Raw genomic sequence first — 20,387 nt, 5'->3', positions numbered from 1 at the left:
TGCTCTGTCAGGCCGGGCGGCGGCCCCAGGCCGAGATCAGCGGCGCGAGTGTCAGATCGAGTTCGCCCGCGTGGATCGCGGCCAGGTGCGCGTCGATCTCGGCGTCGTCGGCCAGGCCGGCCGCGAGCAGCTCGTTGCGGACGTGGCGGACGGTCGACGCCTCCAGGCGGTCGCAGGCCAGGCCGCCGACGGGGAAGGAACCCGCGGCGGCGACATCCACCAAGCCGGCCTCACGCAGGGCTCCCGGCAGTGTCCGGCCGTAGCGCAGGTCCGCGCCACGACCCGCCAACAGCTCCCGGATCGCGTCCCGCATCCGGTTGGCACGCCGCTGCGCGGGCCCGCTGTCGTCCAGGCAGGCCAGTGGCTGCAGCGCGGTGTCGGCGTCCTCGACCAGCAGTCGGCCACCGGGCCGCAGCGCCGCCACCATGTTGGCCAGCGCCCGGGCTCGGTCCGGCACATGGACGAGTACGAGCCGGGCGTGCACCAGGTCGAACGTCCCCGGCTCCGGCGGCGGATCGGCGACGACGTCGTGCCGGCGCACCTCGTACCCGTCACCGTCCTTCAGCCACGACGGGTTGATGTCCGTGGCCAGCACGTGCCCGGTCGGACCGACGGTCGCCGCCAGTGCCTCCGGGATGCTGGGGCCGCCGGCCCCCACCACCCAGACGCGCGAGCCGGCGCCGACACCCAGGCGGTCGAAGTGCCCGCGCGTCACACCGTCGAACAGCTCGGCCAAGCAGACGAAACGCTCCCCCGCCTCGGCACGCGCGTTGTCCAGCAGGTACCCGCGAGCGGGAGCGGACTCTCCGCCGAGCGCGGCGGTCCCGCCGGTCGGATCCGGTCGGCCTTCGGCGTGCGGCGGGCGGGGTGAGGAGGTCATGGCCTCATGGTCGACCTTCCCGGGTCACCCGCGCCACGGCGACGCGAGCAGGATGCCTCACACGGCCCGCGAGCCCCGCACGTCCTCCGCCCTCACCCCGGTATTGGTCCGGACCATTGACAGGGCATCAGCAGATCATCAACCTTGGGGCGACCTATTCAGCCCTCTTCGCCGGGAGGCGATGGATGCGCATGCACATAGGCAGAACCCCCACCCTGCTCGCCGCCGCGACGCTCGCGCTGACCGGCGCCGCACTCGGCGGCGCCGAGCCCGGGCAGGCCGCGACGAGGACCGCAGCGGTCCAGGCGGCCGCGCCCACGGCAACGAGTCCGATGCAGGTGTACGGAGCCTGGGCGTGTTCCGACGACGCGTGCACCTGGGCGGCCGTGCGGGACATGACGGACTACGACCAGAAGAACCACTGGCTGATCGACCGCGGCGACGGGCACCCCTCCGTCAACCTGGTCGTGCTGAGCTTCGTCAACCCGCTGCGGTTGCTGAACGGCACCACCGACGCCGGGGACACGGGCGGCGTGCCGAACGGGATGACCCAGGCGATCGTCAACTACTACACCAGCCACGGCATCCGCGTGATGCTCTCGATCGGCGGCATCACCTACGCCAACGACTGGGACACCGCGCTCTCGCAGAACCCCACCCTGCTCGGGCAGAAGGCCGCAGCGCTCGCCACCCAGCTCGGGGTCGGCATCGAGATCGACTACGAGAACTCCTCCAGCCCGAACCTGACGGGGCTGCAGTCGTTCATCAGCGCCTACCGCGCCGCGCACCCCTACGACGCGACCGGCGCGGACCCGACCGCCCGGCTCACGATCGACGTCGCCGCGGGCGACCGCTGGCTGGTCGGGCTGGACCAGTACGCCACCGCGAACTGGCTGAACACCAGCAATCCCGTGCTGGACTACGCCAACGCGATGGTGCCGAGCAAGCAGCCCGGCAACGCCGCAGGCGCGGAGTCCAACTGGCAGGAGCACCTGACCGGCAAGCCGACCTACAGCCCGCCGATCCCGCCGCTCGCACCGGCGAAGTTCACCGGCAGCCTGTACATCGCCGAGGGCTCGTCCGTGCGGCCCGAGTGCACCACGTTCTCGACCTCGCTGGAGAACACGACCGGCAGCTGGTTGCAGAGCGCCGCGCCCGCCGGGGCCGGGACGACGCCGGGACTGCTGGGCTACATGTTCTGGGCAGCGGAGATGCCGTCGACGCGCGGCGTCACCACCGACCCGCCCAACTCCTGCCAGGGCGGTGTCGGGGTCGGCTCGTCCACCTACAGCGTGCCGGTGCCGATGCCTGCGCTGCGCCAGAACTGAGGCCGGTCGCCGGCTCACAGCACGGACGCCGCGACCTCGCTCAGCCGGGACGGATCGCCGTAGATGTCGATGGCGACGATGCGCTCCTCGACGACGGTGAAGGCCATCAGCACGTACGGACGGCCCTCGCGCAGGACGAGCGTGGCCGCGGCGCCGTTGACCAGCACGGGGCGGAGCTCCGCGCCCGGGGTGTAGCCGATGCGGGCGTTCTGGGCGACGGTCTCCGCGCCGCGGATCAGCGCGGGGCGCGGCAGTTGCAGGGCGCCGAAGTCGGCGCGGCCGACGACGTCGGGGTGGAGCACGGACACCAGGGCGTCGAGGTCGCCCTCGCGCGCGGCGGCGTAGAAGGCGTCGACGACGACACGCTGCCGGGCCAGGTCCCGGTCGGGTGCGGGCGCGCCCGCGTCGGCGACGCGGCGGCGGGCGCGGCTCGCGAGCTGGCGGGTGGCCGCGGCCTCCCGGTCCAGCACGGCGGCGATCTCGGGGAACGGCACCTCGAACATGTCGTGCAGCACGAAGGCGAGCCGCTCGTCCGGCGAGAGCGCGTCCAGCACGATCTGCAGCGCGAGGCCGACGGAGTCGGCCAGCAGGGCCGACTCCTCGGGCCCGAGCGGGCCCTCGTCGGTGACGACGGGGTCGGGCAGGTGCCCGTCCCAGGTGTCCCAGGTCTCCTCCCGGCGGGCCTTGCGGCTGCGCAGCGCGTTCAGGCACACCCGGCCGACGATCGTGGTGAGCCAACCGGCCGGGTTGTCGATCTCCGCCGGGCTCACCTCGGCGCGGGCGATCCGCACCCAGGCGTCCTGCAGGGCGTCCTCGGCATCCGCGAAGGATCCGAGCATCCGGTAGGCCACCGCCCGCAGCCTCGGCCGGTGTTCCTCGAACTGCGCTGCGAGCCACTCCTCGTCGTTCATCCCGACCAGTCTTCCATGAACATCGGCTCCGACGGCTTCTGCGAGCTGCGATCGCCCCGGCCGTCCGGCGTCACCTCGGCCACCACGCCGTCACGCTGACGCGGGACCGGCCAGCACGTGGACCGCGAAGGGGCGGAGGCTGTCGTCGCCGTGCTCGGCGCGGTAGCCGAGCGCGGCGAGGGTGCGGACCAGGGCCTCGGCCATCACCACGCGGACCGACGTCGAGTCCTGCCCCTCCGCGGCCACCGAGGGGTGGGTGCGCCAGTGCAGCCAGACGCCGCCGACCGCGTCGTCGAAGGCGTCGACCTCCACCTCGACGCCCGCGAGCGAGGACGGGGTCACCTCGTAGGGCTTGGCGTTCAGCCCGGCCGCCAGCAGGTCGCGTTCCACGCGCGCGGCCAGGCGCAGCAGGGCCGCCGCCGCGGGCGGGTCCAGCCTGCGCGGCCCGAGCACGCCCTCGGTGGCGTCGGCACCGGGCACGGCGGCGGCCTCGGCCGACGTCCCGCCCGGACCGTCGGCGGCGTTCGCACCAGGCCCGGCACCAGGCCCGGCGGGCGGCTCGTCGGGCGGCTCGGCGGCGGCGGGCGGGCTCGGCTGGTCGAACAGGTCGGCGACCAACTGGTCGAGCGACCGGTCATCCGGTGGAGTGGCCGGCTCCGGCGCGGGTTCCGATGTGAAGGGCTCCGGTGTCATGGGCTCCGATTCGGGATCCATACCAGCAGACTAGAGAAGCCTCCTGCGTCTCCGGGGCCACTCGGGGCATGATCGGAGAAGGTCGCATATGCCCCGACGGGCGGAGCCTGGAGGAGAGCCGTGGAGATCCGCTACAGCTGCGAGCCGAGCCCGGACACGATCGCCAACGAGGACTTCGTCCTGGCCGGGCCGCACTTCGCGCTGGTCCTCGACGGGGCGACCCCGAGCGGGCTGCCCACCGGCTGCGTCCACGACGTCCCGTGGTTCGTCGCGCGCCTGGCCGGCCAACTCGGAGCGTTCCTGCTCGCGCACCCGGACGAACCGCTGCCGGAGGTGCTGCGGCAGGCGATCCTGCGCACCCGCGACCTGCACCCGCAGTGCGACCACGGCAACCCCGAGAGCCCCTCCAGCACCGTCGCACTCCTGCGCGCGGACGCCGTGGCCGACCGCCTCGACTGCCTGGTCCTCGCGGACTCCCCGGTCGTGGTCCGCACCATCGACGACCGGATCGAGGTCGTCTCCGACGACCGCATCGACCACCTCCCGGCCTACGACCGCACGTCGGTGAGCGCACTGCGCAACACGCCCGGCGGCTTCTGGGTCGCCTCCACCCGCCCGGAGGCGGCCGAGCACGCGGCGACGGCGTCGTTCCCGCTCAGCCACATCCGCGAGGCCGCCGCGCTGTCCGACGGGGTCGGCCGCCTCGTCGAGCGCTTCGGCTGGACCTGGACCGAACTGCTGGACACCCTCGCCGCGAACGGCCCCACCCAGCTGGTCGACTCCGTCCGCAAGGCGGAACTCGCCCTCGCCGAGGGCGCCTTCCACGGCAAGCGCCACGACGACGCCACGGTCCTGCACTGGCACCTCTGACGGGCGCACACACAGACCGCCCCGGCGCCTCAAGGCTCCGGGGCGGCGCAACGGGCAGGCGCCCGCGTGTGTGTCTCAGATGTGGCGCATCGCGTAGATCGAGCCGATCGTCGTGATGGACTCGTACCGCACGAGCGCGCCCGTGTGCGGGGCGTGCAGGATGATGCCGTTGCCGGCCCACATGCCGACGTGCTCACCACCGTTGAAGAAGACCAGGTCGCCGATCTGGAGGTCGGCCTCGGAGGCGACAACCGTGCCGTCGCCCATCTGCGCGTAGGTGTCGCGGCCCAGCTGGTAGCCGGCCTGCTCGTAGGACCACATCATCAGGCCGGAGCAGTCGAACTGGGTGGGACCGGTGGAGCCGTAGTGGTACGGGTAGCCGATGCGGGTCTGCGCCGCCGCGAACGCCGCCGCCTCGACGGAGTCGCCCGCCTTGCCCCCGTGGGGGAGGTTGGAGCCGGTGCCGCCGGTCAGCTGGGTGCGCTGGCTGGGCGTCATGGAGTCCAGCAGCTTCTGCGTCGCCTTGACCTTGTCGGCCGCGGCCGCCTTGAGGGCGGCGGCCTGCTGGGTGACCGCCTGGAGGGCCTGGAGCTCCTGCTGCGCCTGGGCCTTCTCGCGGTTGAGGGTCTGTTCCTCGGCGGCGAGCGTCTGCAGCTTGGCGGCCTCGTTGCTGGACATCTGGTCCATCGAGGTGGCCTTCTGCAGGAAGGCGGTGGGGTCGCTGGTCAGCAGCAACTGCAGTGTCGGGTCGACCGCGCCCTCGGTGTACTGGTTCGCGGCCATCGCGCCCACGCTGTCCATCAGGTCGTTGGCCTTGGCCTGGTCCCGCGCGATCTCGTCCTGAAGGATCGACACCTTCTTCTGGAGCTGCTGCTGCTTGGCCTGGGCCTCGTTGTAGGCCTCGACAGCCTTGTCCGACTGACTGTTCAGCTGGTCGAGCTGCGACTTCAGCTGCCCGGTCGTGGGCTGCGGCGCAGCCTGCGCGGTCTGCGTCGCGAGACCGACGCTGGTGGCCGCCACGACGGTGAGCGCGGATATTCGGGTGCGGGTGCGGCTGGGCGCGGCGGGACGGCGGTGGGACGCCACCTGGACGGGCTCCTTCTTCCTGGCCGTCTACCGGGTGAGCTGACGGGTTCGGGCCGGAAGTCTCGCCCTACGACACCTCACGACCCCGGTACCGGCGCCCCCTGTGGGCACCCGCGCGCCGCGGTCGACCTGATGCCGATTCACCCCGGGGAATTGGGTCCCCGGCTCCGTCTCCGACCCCGGCGCCCGCGGCGTGCGCGGAGCGTCCGAGCCCTCGACGGACTCGACGGGAACCGTCGCGGATCTCCGTTCGAAGATCGACTGCGCAACGGTTCGAAAGTGAACCATAGTTGCCCGATCGTGACCGGATCAACTGGCGCGGCCTGAATCTCTCCACCCGGGCAGCACGCAGCCTCCACCTCCGGGTGGAGGCAGGCGGTCCCGCACCGGCGCGACAGTGGAGCCATGAGCGGAGTACAGACGGCCGTCCACGGCGTCATCTACGGCTGCCTCGCGGTGTTCGGGACGACCTGGGTGGCGGGCGCGATCTGGTTCGGGCTGGTCAGCGCGGGGTCGCAGCAGCGCCGCGGGGCGTGGCTGCGCGGACTGCGCGCGTCACTGCCGGCGCGCCTCGCCCTGGCGGCCGGGGTGGTGGTGCTGATGGCACTGACGCGCCGTTCGGACAGCGGCAGCGGCTTCTGGAGCCACCTGCGGTACTGGAACCCGGCACTCGGGGTGGCCGGCGCCGCGCTCGCTGTCGCAGCGACGGCGTTGCTGGTCTGGGCGCGGCTCGTACTGGGCGCCATGTGGGCGAGCGTCCCGCTGGTCCAGGAGGGGCACGAGCTGCGCACGACCGGCCCCTACCGCCACGTCAGGCACCCCATCTACACGGGGTTCCTGGGTGTGGTGCTCGGGGCGACGCTGGGTCTGGGCTTCGGGGTGTGGCTGCTCTACGCCGTGGCGGCGGTCCCGTGGTTGCTGAACCGTGTCCGCGTGGAGGACAACATGATGGCGGCGGAGTTCGGCGACCGTTTCCTCGCCTACCGCCTGCGCGTCCCCGCGCTCCTCCCGCTTCCCCGGGGGCGCGCGCGGACGCGGTGAAGCAGGAAGCCGCTCAGACGCTCAGCGGAACCGCGTGGATCTCGTCGGCCATGTGTCCGGCGCGTTCGTGGATGCGTTGGACGGCGTCCCTCGAGGGCGCCTCGGACAGGCAGTAGACGGTCCCCGACTCCGGGTCCGCCCAGGCCTGCTTGAAGTGGACGTGCTCCTCGGCCTCGATGGCAAGGTCGGCCTGGTGCGCCGCCATGAGCTGATCGGCGGTGATCCCGGTCATGCCGCGGTGGACGTCCATGAAGAGTGTCATGATCGCGAGGCACCTCCCTCGACCGCCGGCCCCGGGGCCGCCCCGGGATCGGTCCGGTGGTCCTTCCAGGATGCGCCCGCGTCGCGGGCCCTGCCCGTCAGGACCGGCGAGCCTCGGACCGGCCGCGCGTCAGACCGGCTCGCCGCCGTCGACGACGTCCAGCACGTCGACCATGCGCAGCAGCTTGGCCCGCACCCGGGCGCGGTGGGCGTCGGCGACGGTCACCTCCACGACGGCCGGACCGGCGGACGGGGTCCGCAGGGCGAGCGCCTGCACCGGGTGCGCGCTCAGCACCGCCGCGAGGCGGCCGAGCAGACCGCGCCCGGGCACCACGGTGGCAATCAGGGTCGACCCGGTCGCGACGCGAACCGGGCGCGGGACAGGGGCTTCGAGGACCGTGCTCACGCACCCAGCATGCCAGCGCTCCCAAGGCGCGGGACGTGCCGTCTCAGCGAGTGAGAAACACGGTCATACCGGACGGCCCGCCAACCGCCCGGTTCGACCCGTCTCAGCGGGTGAGCGCCCGCAGCCGGCGGTAGCAGGCGAGGACCAGGAGCCCGGTCAGCGCGGCGAGGATGCCGGTCTCGATCCAGAGCATCGGACCGAACTGGCTGATCAAGTGGAAGCGGACCCAGTTCGGCACGTCACCACAGCCCATGTCAGGGCATTGGCTGTAGGGGACCTGCTTGCCGCCCAGCACCACGCCGATGTCGAAGACCCAGGCGCCGTCGGGCTGGTTCCAACCCGGCCGCTCCACCATCGAGTAGGACGGGAGCAGGTAGGGGCGCACGACGTCCAGCGACCACAGGAGGCCGGCGTAGAGGATGAAGGTCACCCCCAGCGCCGCGATGGGCCGGTGCAGGAGCAGTCCGACCAGCGCGCCCAGGGCGAAAGCGGCCAGTGTCAGCAAGGGGTAGAGCGGCACGAGCGCCATGAAATCCTCGCCCGAACCCCAGCTTGCGAGGTGCACGGGTGGGCGTGACCAGAAGCCGCCCCAGCGGACCGTCACGGACAGGGCCGTGCTCAGCACCAGCAGCACGGCGCTCGGCAGCGCCAGCCGGTAGGTCAGCCAGCGGCGCGGGGAGACCGACTGGCTCCACAGCAGCAGGGTCCTGCGGCGCTCGAAATCCGTCGCCAGGGGCTGCGCGCCGAGGACCGCACCGAAGACGCCCGGGAGGAGGGCCAGTCCGAACATGGTCTGGTGCCACGCCTCGGGGATGGCGTACTGCGCCATGTCGGCATCGCCGCAGGCCGGGCTGTAGGGCTGGGTCGAATTGCAGTGCAGCGCCTGCACCCGAGCCACGGCCGTGTCCAGCGCGGAGCGCTCGTGCAGGAGGTAGACGACGAGCGCCGCGAAGCCGATCGTCAGGACGGCGAACATGATCCGGTTCTGGCGCCAGATCAGCCACGCGATCCCGCGGGGACGGAAACCCCCGCGGGCGGCAGGACGGGCGGTGAGGACGGCGGTGGTCATGCGGCGGCCTCCGTGCGTGAGGCGTGGGCGGTGGGGGTGGCTTCGGGTGCGCGCAGGTAGGCGAGGAGGAGTTCCTCCAGGCTGGGCGTCTCCACCTGCCAGCCCTCGGCGATCGGGCCGGACGGGCGGACGAGCGCGGCGCTGCCGCGCCCCGTGCGGCGGAGCTCGACGACGCCGTGCCCGTCGAGCGGGAGGCCCTCCGACCCGTGCAGCAGCCGGTGGGACTCGAGGATGCCGTCCACCGGTCCGTCCAGCCGGACCCGGCCGCCGTCGATGAGGAGCAGGTGGTCGATCACGCCCTCCAGCTCGCTCAGGATGTGCGAGGAGATGACGACGGTGGTGCCGTGCTCCGCGGCCTGGCCCATCAGCGTGCCCATGAGCTGGTGGCGGGCCAGCGGGTCCAGGTCGGCCATCGGCTCGTCGAGGAGCAGCAGCTCGGGGCGCTTGCCCAGGGCCAGGGCGAGCGCGACGCGGCTGCGCTGTCCGCCGGAGAGCTGTCCGATCCGGCTGCCGGGCTGGAGCTGTCCCTGCCGCAGGATCTCGGCGGCGAGCTCCTCGTCCCAGCGCGGGTTGAGCTCGCGGCCCAGACGCAGGGTGTCGGCGACGGTCAGACGCGGGTAGAGCGGCTTGTCCTGGGCGACGTAGGCGATCCGCGCCCGCAGCTCCTCGTCCAGGCCGGGGCGCAGGCCGAGGACGCGCAGCTCGCCCTCGCTCGGCTGCCGCAGGCCCGCGGCGAGCGAGAGCAGCGTGCTCTTGCCCGAGCCGTTCGGGCCGACGAGGCCGCAGACCGCGCCGGCGGGTATCGCGAAGTCGCACCCGCGCAGCGCCTCGCGGCGGCGGTAGCGCTTCCCCACCCCCGTGCCGACGACCGCCGACTCCGTTGCCGACTGTGGTTCCCCCATCAGGTGTTCTCCTCCCTGCCGCCGGTGGCCGACTCGGCCGCGGCGGACCTGCGTTGTTCGGTTGCGTCCAGGACGGCCGCCATCAGCGCCGCCACGTCCTCCCGGTCCAGCCCCGCCGCGTACGCGCGGTCCACCCAGGCGCCGAGCTCCGCGCGCAGCGCGGCGTCGCCGGTGGCGTCCGCGTTGCCGAGCGCGCGCCGGACGAAGGTGCCGAGGCCGGGCCTCGGCTCGACCAACCCCTCCCGGTCCAGCTCGCGGTAGGCCTTGAGGACGGTGTTCGGGTTGATGGCCGTGGCCTCCACGACCTCGCGCGCCGTGGGGAGCTTGTCCCCCGGCTGGAGCAGGCCGAGCCGGAGCGCCTGCTTGGTCTGGTGGACGATCTGCAGATAGGTGGCGACCCCGGAGCGCCTGTCGATCCGGTACTCGATCACGTCCCACCACCACCCTTTCACTAATCTGATAGTGGAATAGTGATGGAAGGGCGGACGGACCGTCAAACATGCAGGTGGGTGGGGGTTCAGAAGAGACGAACGCCCCGCTCGTGCAGACGGGGGAAGCAGCACGAGCGGGGCGGGCGCGCTCATCCTCCACGCGTGGAGATCATTTGTCCAGGCCCGGCGGATCCACCCCCGGCGCGAAGACCGGCCAGGCCCACCGCGGCGGCAGCGGTGCCTCCCCCGAGCGGCTCGCCGACGGCTCGGACAGTCCCGAGCCGTGGCGGCGCGGCGCCGTGACGATCTGCGTCGGCGGGTGCGCGGTGACCGCCGCCACGGTGCCGCCCGTGCACGCGGCGCGCAGTGCCGAGACGAAGTCCAGACAGCTGTCGTAGCGCTCGTCCGGGGTCTTGGACAGGGCCCGGGCGACCACCGGGTCGACGGCCGCGGGCACCTGCGCGCGCAGCGCGGTGAGGGCGGGCGGGGTGTCGTACTGGTGCGCCCAGAGCAGCGCGAGGTCGTCCTCGCGCCGGAACGGCGGCGCGCCGCTCAGCATCTCGAAGACCACGCAGGCCAGGCTGTAGACGTCGCACCGGCCGTCGACCGGTTTGCCGCTGATCTGCTCGGGCGCGACGTAGTCGAGGGTCCCGACGAACTGCCCGACGGTCGTGAATCCGCTGAGCGAGAGCGACTTCTTGGTCAGGCCGAAGTCGGTGAGGTAGACGTGCTCGGGGTGCTCCGGGTCGGTGCCCTCGGCCAGCAGGATGTTGCCGGGCTTGACGTCGCGGTGGACCAGGTCGTGGGCGTGCGCGGTGTCGAGCGCCGAGGCGACCTGCGCGGTGATCCGCACCGCCTGTGCCGGCGGCAGGGCGCCGACGCGGTCCAGCAGGGCGGCGAGGTCGCGGCCGTGGACGTAGCGCATGGCGATGTAGAGCACGCCGTCGGCCTCGCCGGCCTCGAAGACCGGGACGATGTGCGGGTGGTCCAGTGCGGCGGCGACCCGCGACTCGTGCTCGAAACGCCGTCGGAAGGTCTCGTCCAGGGCGAGCTGCGGCGCGAGCAACTTGACCGCGACGGTCCGCTCCAACCGCAGGTCGCGGGCGCGGTAGACGACGGCCATGCCGCCGCGGCCGAGTTCGCGCTCCAGCAGGTACCCGGCGATCCGCCGGCCGGTCAGGCCGGAGGGGGTGCCTGGGGCGTCCATGAACGACAACCCCTATCCCCGCATCACCACGGGCTCGTGGCGCCGCAGCAGCCGGGCGATGGCCAGGGCCAGCACCGCCGACAGGACGACCAGCATGCCGAGGTCCAGCAGCCACGTGCCGGTGCGGTGGGCGAAGAGCGGGTCGGCGGTCAGCGTGCCGGGGACGACGCTGTGCAGGTCGATCGTGCCGGCCATGGCGCCGAGCGCCCAGCGCGAGGGCACCAGCCAGGAGAGCTGGTTCAGCACCGGCACACCGTTGAGTTTGAGCAGCGCGCCGCAGAAGACGACCTGGACGATGGCGAGGAGCACCAGCAGCGGCATGGTGACCTCCTCCTTGCGCACCAGGGCGGAGACCAGCAGGCCGAGCATCATCGCGGTGAACGACAGCAGCGCGACCGTCAGCGTGATCTCCAGCAGGGGCGCGGTCAGCACACCGTGCCCGCCGTGCGGACGCAGCCGGACGCCGAAGAGGCCGACCATGGTGAGCACCACCGCCTGGACCACGGTGATCGTGCCCAGCACCACGATCTTCGAGCAGAGGTAGGCCGAGCGGGAGAGGCCGACGGCTCTTTCACGCTGGTAGATCGTCCGTTCCTTCACCAGCTCGCGCACGGCGTTGGCGGCGCCGGTCAGCACGCCGCCGACACACAGGATCAGCAGGGCGTTCAGTGCCGAGTTCTGGTCCAGTCGGCTGCCGGCCAGTGCGTGGGCCATGGCGCCCATGACGAACGGCAGGGCGATCATGATGACCAGGAAGGTCCGGTCGGCGGCCAGCGCGGCGGCATAGCGGCGCACCAGCGTGCCGAGCTGGGCGCCCCAGCTCTGCGCGGGCGGAGGCGGCGGGCTGAGCGCGGGCTCGGCCTCACCCTGGGCCAGGCCGGTGCTGCCACCGCCGAGCGGGCCGGGGCGAGCCATGGCCTGGGCGATGTAGCGACGGTGCGGCTCGGAGCCGCGGTACTCCCCCGCCCAGTCGCGGGTGCGGTCGTCCTCGAAGGCCTCGAAGGCGTCCGGCCAGTCGGGGAAGCCGAAGAACGGCAGCGCCTCGGCGGGCGGCCCGTAGAAGGCGATCCGGCCGCCGGGGGCGAGCAGCAGCAGCCGGTCGCAGACGTCCAGGCTGAGCACGCTGTGGGTGACCACCACGACGGTGCGTCCGTCGTCGGCCAGGCGGCGCAGCATGTGCATCACCGAGCGGTCCATGCCGGGGTCCAGGCCCGAGGTCGGCTCGTCCAGGAAGAGCAGCGAGGGCTTGGTCAGCAGCTCCAGCGCGACCGAGACGCGCTTGCGCTGCCCGCCGGAGAGCGAGGAGATCACCTGGCCGGCGCGCTGCTCCAGGCCGAGCTCGGTGATCACCTCGGCGACCCTGGCCTGCCGCTCGGCCTTGCTGGTGTCACCGGGGAAGCGCAGTTCGGCGGCGTAGCCGAGGGCGCGGCGCACGGTGAGCTGGGTGTGCAGGATGTCGTCCTGCGGGACGAGGCCGATGCGCTGCCGCAGCTCCGCGTAGTCGCGGTAGAGATCGCGGCCGTCGTAGCGGACGCTGCCCTGCTCAGCCGGGCGCAGCCCGGTGAGCGCGTTCAGCAGGGTCGACTTGCCGGCGCCGCTCGGTCCGGCGACGGCCAGCAGGCACTTCTCGGCGACGGGGAAGGTGACGCCGTCCAGCAGCGTCCGCCCGCCACCGACGCGCACGGTCAGGTCGGTGACGTCCAGGCCGACGGCGCCGGTGTCGACGTACTCCTGCAGCTCGTCGCCGACGAGGCAGAAGAGCGAGTGCCCGATCCCGATCAGGTCGGCCGGGCCGACGGGCGCGCGGTCCACCGGCTGCCCGTTGACGAAGGTGCCGTTGTGGCTGCCCAGGTCGACGATCTCGTAGGTTCCCGCGACGCGGTCGGCGAGCAGCTCGGCGTGGTGGCGCGAGACCACCAGGTCGTCGACGACCAGGTCGTTGTCGGCCGCGCGCCCGATCCGCAGCAACCGTTGCGGCAGCGGCGCGATGCGGGTCGGCGGCCGGTAGGAGCCGGTGAGCACCGTCAGCGCGGAGGGGCGCCGGTTGACCCGGGTGGGATCCGGCGCGGGCGTCGGCTCCGGTTCCGGTGGGGGCATCGGCGCCAGCTGCGCCCAGGCGCCGTCCACGGCGTCGCCGAAGCGCAGCAGCGTGCCCGGCCACAGGTCGAGGTGGTGGACCCGGTACCCGTCGACGTAGGTGCCGTTGGTACTGCCCTCGTCGTCGAGCATCCAGTGACCGTCAGGTGCGGTGTGCAGCACAGCGTGGTGCCAGGAGACCCGCGGATCGGCGAGCACCACGTCGCTGTCCGGATCGCGCCCGAACCGGTAACTGCGGTCCGGGTTCATGAGCTGCGCGTCGCCGTCGGTCTCCAGCAGGAGCTGCGGCGCTGCCGAGCGCTCTGCCATGGTGGGAATTTTAGCGCTCTGCCCCCTTTCCTCGCCCTTTGTCGCCCTGCGGCCGAACCGGCGGCGGGCCCGCGCTCGGTCCACTGCGTCGTCGCCGTCCGCCCTCGCCCGGAGAGCAGGCCGGGCCGCGCCATCGGCTGGTTTCACCTTCAACCAGTTCCTCGCCGCGGCACCGCCCGCCAGGTCGCCCTGCCTGAACGTGCCAGTGGACGCCCTGGCGGACGCGCTGGAGCAACGCTGCGCGCCGGAGACCCAGTTCGCGCCCCGCCAGGGGTGCCGTCACTGCCGCACGAGTGACCGGGCGTGAGCGACCGAACCGTGTCGGCGCAGCTCCCGGATCAGCGCAGCTCGCGGAAGAACGCGCGGATGTCGCCGACCAGCAGATCGGGCTGCTCAAGGGCCGCGAAGTGCCCGCCCCGGTCGAACTCCGTCCAGCGGACGATGGTGTTGCTGCGCTCGGCGATGTGCCGGAGCACGACGAAGTTCTCCTGCGGGAACGCGGCGTAGGCGGTGGGCGTGGGCGAGGGCTCCGGCGGCAGGCCCCAGTAGTCGGCGTGGGCCCGCTCGTAGTAGATGCGCGCGGAAGATCCCGCGGTGCCGGTGAGCCAGTACAGCATCACATTGGTGAGCAGGTGGTCGCGGTCGACCGCCTCCCCGCGCGGACCGTCGCCAGGATCGGTCCACTCCGCGAACTTCTCGGCGATCCAGGCCAGCTGACCGACCGGCGAGTCGGTGAGCGCGTAGGCCAGCGTCTGCGGCCGAGTGGCCTGGAGGTCCGCGTAGCCCTGCCGGTCACGGTTCCACTCCTGCATCCGCGCCCAGGACGCGAGGGTGCGTTCGCGCTCCGGCGGGCTGAGTGCTTCCAGTTCCTGCGGCGTCGGCTCGGCGCTCTGGGCGGCGCCGGGAATGAGGTTGAGGTGCACGCCGATCACCCGGTCGGGCCGGATCCGGCCGAGCTCGCGCGAGATCGCCGAGCCCCAGTCGCCGCCCTGCGTGCCGTAGCGCTCGTAGCCGAGACGCCGCATCAACTCCCCGAAGGCCGCGGCCACCCGCCGGTACTCCCACCCGGGCTCGCGGGTCGGCCCGGAGAAGCCGAAGCCCGGAATGCTCGGCAGCACCAGGTGGAACGCGTCCTTCGGGTCGCCGCCGTGCGCCCTCGGGTCGGTGAGCGGACCGGCGATCCGCTCGAACTCCACGACGGATCCCGGCCAACCGTGGGTGACGATCAGCGGCGTGGCCTCGGGCTCCGGCGAGCGGAGGTGGGCGAAGTGCACGGTCGTGCCGTCGATGGTGGTCAGGAACTGCGGCCAACGATTGAGCCGCGCCTCCGCCGCGCGCCAGTCGTATCCGTGCCGCCAGTAGCGCACCAGCTCGCGCAGGTGGTCCACCGGCACGCCGTAGTCCCAACCGACGCCCGGTAGTTCGTCCGGCCAGCGGGTCCGGTCCAGGCGCCGACGCAGGTCGTCGAGCTCCTCCTCGGGAACATCGATGCGGAAGGGACGGATCGTCGCGTCGTTCGAGGTCACAAGCCAGCAGCCTAGGACAGCTGTTCGTCCTCGTCCGAGGCGAGCGGCGGCTCGCCGAGGTCGACATAGAGACGTCGGTGCCCCGCCCGCAGGATCCAACTGCCGGACCCCGCGGCGGGGGCCTCCTCCTCGACCGGCGGGCGGCGCTTCCGGGCCGGCACGAGGGGCGGGATGCGGTTGTCGACCATGGTGCACAGCGTAGTCAACCGGCCACGTATCGTGCGCCCGCCCACGGGCGGAAGGGTGGTCTGGTAAACCGGTCGCTGAAATCGGCGCGCCCCCGTCCACCGCGACGGGGGCTTCTCCATGACGAGTACTCACCAGGAAGAACCCGCTGTGTCCCTGTTCCGCCCCACTCCGCCGGGCAACTGGTCGTTGTTCTTCTCCGCCCACGCCATGCTCACGCGCGAGGAGGAGTCCGACGAGACCGACGAGTTGCTGCAAGCCTCGTGGGCCATCTGGCAGGAGGGCGTGCCGGGAGGCGACACGCCCTGCACCGTCACCCGCGGCTTCCCCGCCCTGCGCGCCGCCCGCCAGATCCTCCCCGACCTACGCGACTTCCCGCAGATATTCACCGACCCGCTGGAAGCCGTGGACCGCCTCGCCTCCTTTGCCGCCCTCCTCGAACGGGTTCGCGGCGCGATTGCCGCGGAGAAGCGGCAGGCCGCACACTCCCGCTTCCTTCGCCCCTCCCAGGGCTTCGACCGCTTCCGAGTCTCCGACTCCGACGTCCGGGCCGTCCACGGCGACTGGGCACCCGCCGTCAGCGAAGCGCTGCGGGTCTACCGGACGCCCCGCCTGGACACGCCCATCCCCGGCTATCTCGAGGACTTCAACGTCTTCCGCCACGCCGAGGGGATCGTCGACCGTGCCCGCCTCCTGCACGCGGCTGTGACCGAGACCGCAGCAGCTGTCGCCTTCCTCGACGTCGACCACCTCGAGCAACACCACGCCGCCTACGAGGCCTCCGAACTCGAGCTGCGCACGGCGTCCGGCATCGACGCGCACCACTGGCGGACGCTGCGGCTCCTGCAGTTCCGGGTCGAAGGCCACGCCGAGCGTCTGGACCGGCCCGACGTCGACCGCGAGACGATCGGCGACATCCAACAGGACCTCTGGGAGCACGATCTCGACCTCCGTGACGCGGTCCTGGACGCACGGAGCGAGGGCGTCGAATCCGAACTCACCGCCTGCTCGGCCTACTTCGACCTTCTGGAGGCCGTCCAACTCCTGCGTCTCGATCTCGACCGCCATCCGGCGAAGGCCCCCGGCTGGAAACCCCGCCCACTGGACCTGACGATGCCCGACGTCGTCGCCCAGTACCGTGCCGAGAGCCTCGACACGGTCTCCGACTGTCTCGCCCTCGCCCGCGAAGCCCTCGACCGGGCAGGGGACGCCACGCAGCACGACTCGTTCTTCCGCTCGTTCAGCCGCGAGGAGGACGCGAAGTTGCCGGAGACCCTGCGGATGCTCCACGCGCGGCTCCAGATCGAGAACGAGCGCCAAGGCCCCACCTTCGTGACCATCCGCATGGAGATGGCCCAGAAGCAGTTGCCGGCCGTCGCGGCCGATCTGGAGCGGACCCTCGGCATCACCGATGCCGCGCCCCGGGACGCCCCCGCCGCAGGTTTCGCCGCCCTGGCCCCCGACGAGTTCGAGCACGCGATAGCCGCTCTCCTGCGCGCCAACGGCTGCGCCGCCGAACGCAACGGAGGGACCGGCGACCTCGGCGCGGACGTCGTGGCCACCACTCCCCGCGGATCGAAGATCGTCGTCCAGTGCAAGCGCTACGACCCCCGCCGACCCGTCGGGTCCCCCGACATGCAGCGCTTCGCCGGAACCGTGTTCGCCGTCCACCGGGCGGACCTGGCGCTGTTCGTCACCACCTCCACGTTCACCGACGCCGCGGCCTCGTTCGCAGGCGAGGTCGGTATCACCCTGATCGACGGCATCAGGCTGCGGGCCTGGGCGACGGGCACCTACGACCCGACGGAAGGGATCTGAACCCCGGGGCTCCGGGGCGCCGGGGATCGGCGCCGGGGGTCATCTCACTTATGCGGCGGGGCGGTTGGGCTTCAGCGTCCAGGTGATCGTCATCTCGCCGGTGACCTCGCCGTCGGCGCGACGGATCGTCACCTCGACCGGGAACTCAGGCCGCTGGCCCGCGTCCAGCTCGGCGACGACCTCGGCGGCGGGGCGCCCGAGCTCGGCGGTGGCGGTGACCTCGCCCATGGCGAGCTTCTTGTAGGCGATCCGCGCGTCCACGGCGAGCGGCACGGCACGCGAGAGCTGGTCGCCGAAGGCGGCCAGGACGATCGCGCCGCTGGCGGACTCGGCCAGGGTGAACATCGCACCGGCGTGCGGCCCACCGACGTGGTTGTGGAACGGCGCCTGGTCCGGCATCCGCAGCACCGCGCGGGTCGCGGTGCACTCGTCGAAGGCGAGGTTGAGCGTGCGGACCATCGGCACGGTGGCGGGCAGCAGCTCGGCGATCGAAGGCATGGCTTGGGTCATGCGGCCGATATTACCGACGAGTAGCAATCCTGCCAACGCACTCCCCGGCAGACCCTGCCCCAACCGGGCCAGCCGACGTCCCCGAGGCAGCAGCATCGAGGCCCCCGGCACGCGGCGGTCGCAGGGACGGAGGGCGAGCGGGACCGGCGCAGGTGGAGCGAATGCGCGCGGAACGCCACCCGGCGCCCGCCCGGCCGCAGGCCTCCGAGGGGGCCGAGGCCCCCAGCGGTCGCCAGGACCGAGCGCAAACGGGCCCACGCCGGCGCACGGAGCGCTGCACAGAGCGAGAGGGAGGGCGAGCGGGACCGACGCGGTGGGGCGCGGGCGCGCGGAACCCCACCCGGCCCCCGCCCGGCCGCAGGGCCGCCGAGCCTGGGGGCCGAGGCCCCCATCGGTCGCCAGGACCGAGCTCAAACGGGCCGACGCCGGCGCACGGAGCGCTGCACAGAGCCTGCCCCGGCGCAGGCGGCCGCACGCGGCGGTCGCAGGGACGGAGGGCGAGCGGGACCGACGCGGGTGGGGCGCGGGCGCGCGGGGCGGGTCAGGCGGAGCCGGAGGGGCCTTGGGCCTCGGCTTCGGCTTCGGCCTCCTCCGTCGCGGCGTCCGCCTGGGCGGCGACAGCCGCCTCGCGGCGGTTGACGACCGTGGCCGCCGCCGCGGCGCTCGCGGCGAAGGCGAGGACGACCATCGCCGGGCGGTCCAGGCGGTGGCGGGTGGCGTGGTCGAAGGAGTAGCGGCCGGGGCCGGACAGGCCCAGTCCCGCGGCCATGAAGCCGAGGTAGGCCGGGTACTCGTAGCCGCCCTTGATGGCGAAGAAGCCGCCGGGGCGGTGCACCGCGACCGCGCCGGCCATCGCGCCGGCCGCCGCCGCGCCCGCCATCGGGGTCGCCGCGCCGAGCGCGAGCAGCACGCCGCCGCCCGCCTCGCCGAGACCCGCGGCGAGCGCCGCCTGATCGCCGGGACGGAAGCCCATCGACTCCATGGCCTTCGCGGTGTTCTGGAGGCCGCCACCGCCGAACCAGCCGAACAGCTTCTGCGCGCCGTGCGCGAACAGCACGCCGCCGGTGCCGAGGCGCAGGGCCAGCAGTCCGAGGTCCTTACGGTTCAGGCAGGCCATGGCGCCGTCCTTTCGTGGGCGCAGCCCCCAGGGAGGCTGCACCGGACGCCGCGAGGACGCGGCGTCCGGTGGGAACGCAGACACTCCCAGTCTTCGGTCGGGGACGCCGTGCCGCCGCTCCGGTTAGGCCGCCCGGGGCGGCTCGCCCCGGTTCACGGCCTCACAGCGCCTTGCCGAGGCAGATGGCCGAGTCGTACTCGCGGTAGAAGCCGAACTTGACGATCGGCTCGTAGCCCTCGGACGCGTACAGCGCGAGTGCCTCCGGCTGCTGGTCGCCGGTCTCCAGGATCATGCGGCTGCGACCCGCCCGGCGGGCGTCGTCCTCCAGGTAGCGCAGCATGCGCCGGGCCAGGCCGCGGCCCCGCGCCGAGGTACGGGTGTACATGCGCTTCAGCTCCGCGTCGCCGTCCGCGAGCCCGATCTCGCCGGACTCCTGGGCGCGCCACGCGCCCGTGCCGAGCGGGGTGCTCCCGTCGACGTCGTAGAGGACGGCGAAGATGCCGTTCGGCCGCTCGAACTCGGCCGCGTCCAGGACGGTCGCGTCACCGTCGCCGTAGCGCACCACGTACTCCTGCTGCACCTCGTCCATCAGCAGTCGCGCGTCCGGGTGTGCGTACCCGACGACTCGTATCTGCTCCACGCCCACACCCTCTGTTCTCTTCCGCCACGCGGCTGCCACGTGCGCGGTCGAGTCTACGCAGCGCCCGCCACCCCCCGACGCGCTGCCTCGACGCCGCCCACCGACGGCCCAGGAAGCGGCCCGGGAGGCCGGCTGCGACGAAGCAGCCGGCCACCCACGGGCGGCGCCCGACAGCGTGGAGACCCGCCGCCGCGAGCGGCGGCATCGCCGCAAGTGGTCGTGCTACACCAGCAGGTCGGTCTTGCCGAACATCTCCGCCGCCGCCCGCGCGGAGGGCGCCCCGGCGTCGGGGTCGGCGCCGGCGGCCAGGAGGGCCGAGACGATCTCGCGCTCACCCTTGAAGACCGCTCCGGCCAGCGGGGTCTGACCGCGGTCGTTGATGCGGTTGGCGTCCGCGCCGTGGCCGAGCAGCTCGCGGACCGCGGCGGCGTTGCCGTGGTACGCGGCGAGCATCAGCAGGCTGTCGCCCTTCTCGTTGGTCAGCTCCACCGAGACACCGGCGTCGAGGTAACCGGCCAGGGTGGTGGCGTCGCCGGACCGGGCCAGGTCGAAGACCTTGCCCGCGAGCTCGACGACCTCGGGGTCGATCTGGTCACTCATCTTCTGCTGCGCTCTCCGTCGCTGGAACTGGAAGGGGGAACCGGTCGGCCAAGGTGAAAGCGTACGGGGTCGGCCCGTCCTCCCGGAGGGCCCGCAGTCGGGCCTCCGCCTCCGCCACCGTCGGCTCGTGGCCTGCGGGAACCCACCACAGCACCGTGACGGCCTCCTGCATCCGCGCGAACCACTCCCGGCGCCGCTTCAGGAACGGCCGGTGCTCCTCGCTGTACACGAACTCGAACAGCGCTTCGCCGTCCCGCCAGACGGACATGTTGACGATCAGCCACGGGTCGTCCATGAACCGCAGCGACGTCGCGTCGTTCCCCTCCCCGGTGAGCCGCCAGACGAAGCCGTCCGCGGACTCGGCCGCGGCGTTGACGGGATCGAGCCCGGCGACGAAGTCCGCCATCAGCGGGCTGTCGAGGGGCTCGCGCATTCTGGCGATGTTGACCTGGGCGAGCTGCCAGCCAGTCAGTTCCTCGGTCATTCCGGCACCCTACCC

Annotated in this window: 22 protein-coding genes and 1 riboswitch; of the genes, 4 read left to right on the top strand and 18 right to left on the bottom strand. The window is 72.8% G+C overall.

Features of this window, described 5'->3' with window-relative positions; genetic code table 11:
- Nucleotides 1-7: 7 nt before the first annotated feature.
- Complete coding sequence (locus BMY61_RS33025) at nucleotides 8-880, bottom strand: methyltransferase (protein WP_082015184.1); 873 nt, start codon at nucleotides 878-880, stop codon at nucleotides 8-10.
- A 185-nt stretch (nucleotides 881-1,065) separates the two neighbouring features.
- Between BMY61_RS33025 and BMY61_RS33020 the strand changes: the two genes are divergently transcribed.
- Nucleotides 1,066-2,208: a glycoside hydrolase family 18 protein gene (locus BMY61_RS33020; RefSeq protein WP_201777589.1), complete on the top strand. Its 1,143-nt coding sequence runs from the start codon at nucleotides 1,066-1,068 to the stop codon at nucleotides 2,206-2,208.
- Nucleotides 2,209-2,222: 14 nt separating this feature from the next.
- Here BMY61_RS33020 and BMY61_RS33015 read toward each other — a convergent pair whose 3' ends face one another.
- Both BMY61_RS33015 and BMY61_RS33010 read right to left on the bottom strand, forming a co-directional pair.
- Entirely contained in the window at nucleotides 2,223-3,119 is an 897-nt protein-coding gene (locus tag BMY61_RS33015) for a sigma-70 family RNA polymerase sigma factor (protein ID WP_042450779.1), read from the bottom strand.
- Nucleotides 3,120-3,209: 90 nt separating this feature from the next.
- Nucleotides 3,210-3,833, bottom strand: coding sequence for a hypothetical protein (locus BMY61_RS33010; RefSeq protein ID WP_143094645.1), 624 nt, complete (start codon nucleotides 3,831-3,833; stop codon nucleotides 3,210-3,212).
- A 99-nt stretch (nucleotides 3,834-3,932) separates the two neighbouring features.
- On the opposite strand from BMY61_RS33010, the gene BMY61_RS33005 reads away from it, so the two are divergent.
- Nucleotides 3,933-4,682, top strand: a complete 750-nt coding sequence (locus tag BMY61_RS33005) for a hypothetical protein (RefSeq protein WP_042450781.1) — start codon at nucleotides 3,933-3,935, stop codon at nucleotides 4,680-4,682.
- 75 nt (nucleotides 4,683-4,757) lie between these two features.
- On the opposite strand, the gene BMY61_RS33000 is transcribed toward BMY61_RS33005, so the two are convergent.
- Entirely contained in the window at nucleotides 4,758-5,768 is a 1,011-nt protein-coding gene (locus BMY61_RS33000) for a C40 family peptidase (protein ID WP_042450782.1), read from the bottom strand.
- Between the two features lie 29 nt (nucleotides 5,769-5,797).
- Nucleotides 5,798-5,934, bottom strand: a riboswitch (cyclic di-AMP (ydaO/yuaA leader).
- A gap of 239 nt (nucleotides 5,935-6,173) precedes the next feature.
- Between BMY61_RS33000 and BMY61_RS32995 the strand changes: the two genes are divergently transcribed.
- Nucleotides 6,174-6,809: a methyltransferase family protein gene (locus tag BMY61_RS32995; protein ID WP_042450785.1), complete on the top strand. Its 636-nt coding sequence runs from the start codon at nucleotides 6,174-6,176 to the stop codon at nucleotides 6,807-6,809.
- A gap of 13 nt (nucleotides 6,810-6,822) precedes the next feature.
- Here the strand turns inward: BMY61_RS32995 and BMY61_RS32990 are convergent, their stop codons facing one another.
- The 9 genes from BMY61_RS32990 to BMY61_RS46665 form a co-directional block, all read right to left on the bottom strand.
- Nucleotides 6,823-7,071, bottom strand: coding sequence for an SCO4226 family nickel-binding protein (locus tag BMY61_RS32990; RefSeq protein ID WP_042450787.1), 249 nt, complete (start codon nucleotides 7,069-7,071; stop codon nucleotides 6,823-6,825).
- Between the two features lie 129 nt (nucleotides 7,072-7,200).
- Nucleotides 7,201-7,476, bottom strand: a complete 276-nt coding sequence (locus BMY61_RS32985; RefSeq protein ID WP_042450789.1) for a hypothetical protein — start codon at nucleotides 7,474-7,476, stop codon at nucleotides 7,201-7,203.
- 103 nt (nucleotides 7,477-7,579) lie between these two features.
- On the bottom strand, nucleotides 7,580-8,545 hold the full coding sequence (locus BMY61_RS32980; RefSeq protein ID WP_042450794.1) for a hypothetical protein: 966 nt from the start codon (nucleotides 8,543-8,545) through the stop codon (nucleotides 7,580-7,582).
- Nucleotides 8,542-9,447, bottom strand: a complete 906-nt coding sequence (locus BMY61_RS32975; protein WP_042450796.1) for an ABC transporter ATP-binding protein — start codon at nucleotides 9,445-9,447, stop codon at nucleotides 8,542-8,544. The genes BMY61_RS32980 and BMY61_RS32975 overlap by 4 nt, the downstream gene beginning before the upstream one ends.
- The gene (locus BMY61_RS32970; protein WP_042450798.1) at nucleotides 9,447-9,878 is read right to left on the bottom strand and encodes a GntR family transcriptional regulator; all 432 of its coding nucleotides are present in this window, start codon (nucleotides 9,876-9,878) and stop codon (nucleotides 9,447-9,449) included. The genes BMY61_RS32975 and BMY61_RS32970 overlap by 1 nt, the downstream gene beginning before the upstream one ends.
- A gap of 169 nt (nucleotides 9,879-10,047) precedes the next feature.
- Nucleotides 10,048-11,085, bottom strand: a complete 1,038-nt coding sequence (locus tag BMY61_RS32965) for a serine/threonine-protein kinase (protein WP_042450800.1) — start codon at nucleotides 11,083-11,085, stop codon at nucleotides 10,048-10,050.
- A 12-nt stretch (nucleotides 11,086-11,097) separates the two neighbouring features.
- A complete protein-coding gene (locus BMY61_RS32960; RefSeq protein ID WP_042450802.1) occupies nucleotides 11,098-13,491 on the bottom strand; it encodes an ABC transporter ATP-binding protein/permease in 2,394 nt (797 codons plus the stop codon).
- 338 nt (nucleotides 13,492-13,829) lie between these two features.
- A complete protein-coding gene (locus BMY61_RS32955) occupies nucleotides 13,830-15,017 on the bottom strand; it encodes an epoxide hydrolase family protein (protein ID WP_042450804.1) in 1,188 nt (395 codons plus the stop codon).
- Nucleotides 15,018-15,028: 11 nt separating this feature from the next.
- A complete protein-coding gene (locus BMY61_RS46665; protein ID WP_161791280.1) occupies nucleotides 15,029-15,205 on the bottom strand; it encodes a hypothetical protein in 177 nt (58 codons plus the stop codon).
- A 118-nt stretch (nucleotides 15,206-15,323) separates the two neighbouring features.
- Between BMY61_RS46665 and BMY61_RS48035 the strand changes: the two genes are divergently transcribed.
- A complete protein-coding gene (locus BMY61_RS48035) occupies nucleotides 15,324-17,021 on the top strand; it encodes a restriction endonuclease (RefSeq protein ID WP_236656103.1) in 1,698 nt (565 codons plus the stop codon).
- Between the two features lie 48 nt (nucleotides 17,022-17,069).
- Here the strand turns inward: BMY61_RS48035 and BMY61_RS32945 are convergent, their stop codons facing one another.
- From BMY61_RS32945 to BMY61_RS32925, 5 genes are all read right to left on the bottom strand, one after another.
- On the bottom strand, nucleotides 17,070-17,531 hold the full coding sequence (locus BMY61_RS32945; protein ID WP_042450805.1) for a DUF4442 domain-containing protein: 462 nt from the start codon (nucleotides 17,529-17,531) through the stop codon (nucleotides 17,070-17,072).
- 541 nt (nucleotides 17,532-18,072) lie between these two features.
- Nucleotides 18,073-18,648 carry a DoxX family protein gene (locus tag BMY61_RS32940; protein WP_075004161.1) on the bottom strand — a complete coding sequence of 192 codons (576 nt, stop codon included), beginning with the start codon at nucleotides 18,646-18,648 and terminating at the stop codon, nucleotides 18,073-18,075.
- Between the two features lie 160 nt (nucleotides 18,649-18,808).
- A complete protein-coding gene (locus tag BMY61_RS32935; RefSeq protein WP_042450967.1) occupies nucleotides 18,809-19,237 on the bottom strand; it encodes a GNAT family N-acetyltransferase in 429 nt (142 codons plus the stop codon).
- Nucleotides 19,238-19,510: 273 nt separating this feature from the next.
- Nucleotides 19,511-19,888, bottom strand: coding sequence for an ankyrin repeat domain-containing protein (locus tag BMY61_RS32930; protein WP_042450811.1), 378 nt, complete (start codon nucleotides 19,886-19,888; stop codon nucleotides 19,511-19,513).
- On the bottom strand, nucleotides 19,881-20,372 hold the full coding sequence (locus BMY61_RS32925; protein ID WP_042450813.1) for a DUF3291 domain-containing protein: 492 nt from the start codon (nucleotides 20,370-20,372) through the stop codon (nucleotides 19,881-19,883). The genes BMY61_RS32930 and BMY61_RS32925 overlap by 8 nt, the downstream gene beginning before the upstream one ends.
- Between the last annotated feature and the right edge of the window lie 15 nt (nucleotides 20,373-20,387).

This window comes from Streptacidiphilus jiangxiensis, from assembly GCF_900109465.1.
Classification (GTDB): domain Bacteria; phylum Actinomycetota; class Actinomycetes; order Streptomycetales; family Streptomycetaceae; genus Streptacidiphilus; species Streptacidiphilus jiangxiensis.
The sequence above is the reverse complement of the archived record's forward strand: the minus strand, read 5'-3'. Positions and strand labels throughout refer to the sequence as shown.

What these genes read in the sequence shown, in the direction of transcription:
- BMY61_RS46665 (WP_161791280.1), bottom strand. Translation starts at nt 15,205, where the DNA reads ATGGTCGACAACCGCATCCCGCCCCTCGTGCCGGCCCGGAAGCGCCGC.
- BMY61_RS32960 (WP_042450802.1), bottom strand. Translation starts at nt 13,491, where the DNA reads ATGGCAGAGCGCTCGGCAGCGCCGCAGCTCCTGCTGGAGACCGACGGC.
- BMY61_RS32925 (WP_042450813.1), bottom strand. Translation starts at nt 20,372, where the DNA reads ATGACCGAGGAACTGACTGGCTGGCAGCTCGCCCAGGTCAACATCGCC.
- BMY61_RS32965 (WP_042450800.1), bottom strand. Translation starts at nt 11,085, where the DNA reads ATGGACGCCCCAGGCACCCCCTCCGGCCTGACCGGCCGGCGGATCGCC.
- BMY61_RS32975 (WP_042450796.1), bottom strand. Translation starts at nt 9,447, where the DNA reads ATGGGGGAACCACAGTCGGCAACGGAGTCGGCGGTCGTCGGCACGGGG.
- BMY61_RS33010 (WP_143094645.1), bottom strand. Translation starts at nt 3,833, where the DNA reads ATGGATCCCGAATCGGAGCCCATGACACCGGAGCCCTTCACATCGGAA.
- BMY61_RS33025 (WP_082015184.1), bottom strand. Translation starts at nt 880, where the DNA reads ATGACCTCCTCACCCCGCCCGCCGCACGCCGAAGGCCGACCGGATCCG.
- BMY61_RS33015 (WP_042450779.1), bottom strand. Translation starts at nt 3,119, where the DNA reads ATGAACGACGAGGAGTGGCTCGCAGCGCAGTTCGAGGAACACCGGCCG.
- BMY61_RS32990 (WP_042450787.1), bottom strand. Translation starts at nt 7,071, where the DNA reads ATGACACTCTTCATGGACGTCCACCGCGGCATGACCGGGATCACCGCC.
- BMY61_RS32945 (WP_042450805.1), bottom strand. Translation starts at nt 17,531, where the DNA reads ATGACCCAAGCCATGCCTTCGATCGCCGAGCTGCTGCCCGCCACCGTG.
- BMY61_RS32980 (WP_042450794.1), bottom strand. Translation starts at nt 8,545, where the DNA reads ATGACCACCGCCGTCCTCACCGCCCGTCCTGCCGCCCGCGGGGGTTTC.
- BMY61_RS33020 (WP_201777589.1), top strand. Translation starts at nt 1,066, where the DNA reads ATGCGCATGCACATAGGCAGAACCCCCACCCTGCTCGCCGCCGCGACG.
- BMY61_RS32940 (WP_075004161.1), bottom strand. Translation starts at nt 18,648, where the DNA reads ATGGCCTGCCTGAACCGTAAGGACCTCGGACTGCTGGCCCTGCGCCTC.
- BMY61_RS32935 (WP_042450967.1), bottom strand. Translation starts at nt 19,237, where the DNA reads ATGGACGAGGTGCAGCAGGAGTACGTGGTGCGCTACGGCGACGGTGAC.
- BMY61_RS32930 (WP_042450811.1), bottom strand. Translation starts at nt 19,888, where the DNA reads ATGAGTGACCAGATCGACCCCGAGGTCGTCGAGCTCGCGGGCAAGGTC.
- BMY61_RS32995 (WP_042450785.1), top strand. Translation starts at nt 6,174, where the DNA reads ATGAGCGGAGTACAGACGGCCGTCCACGGCGTCATCTACGGCTGCCTC.
- BMY61_RS48035 (WP_236656103.1), top strand. Translation starts at nt 15,324, where the DNA reads ATGACGAGTACTCACCAGGAAGAACCCGCTGTGTCCCTGTTCCGCCCC.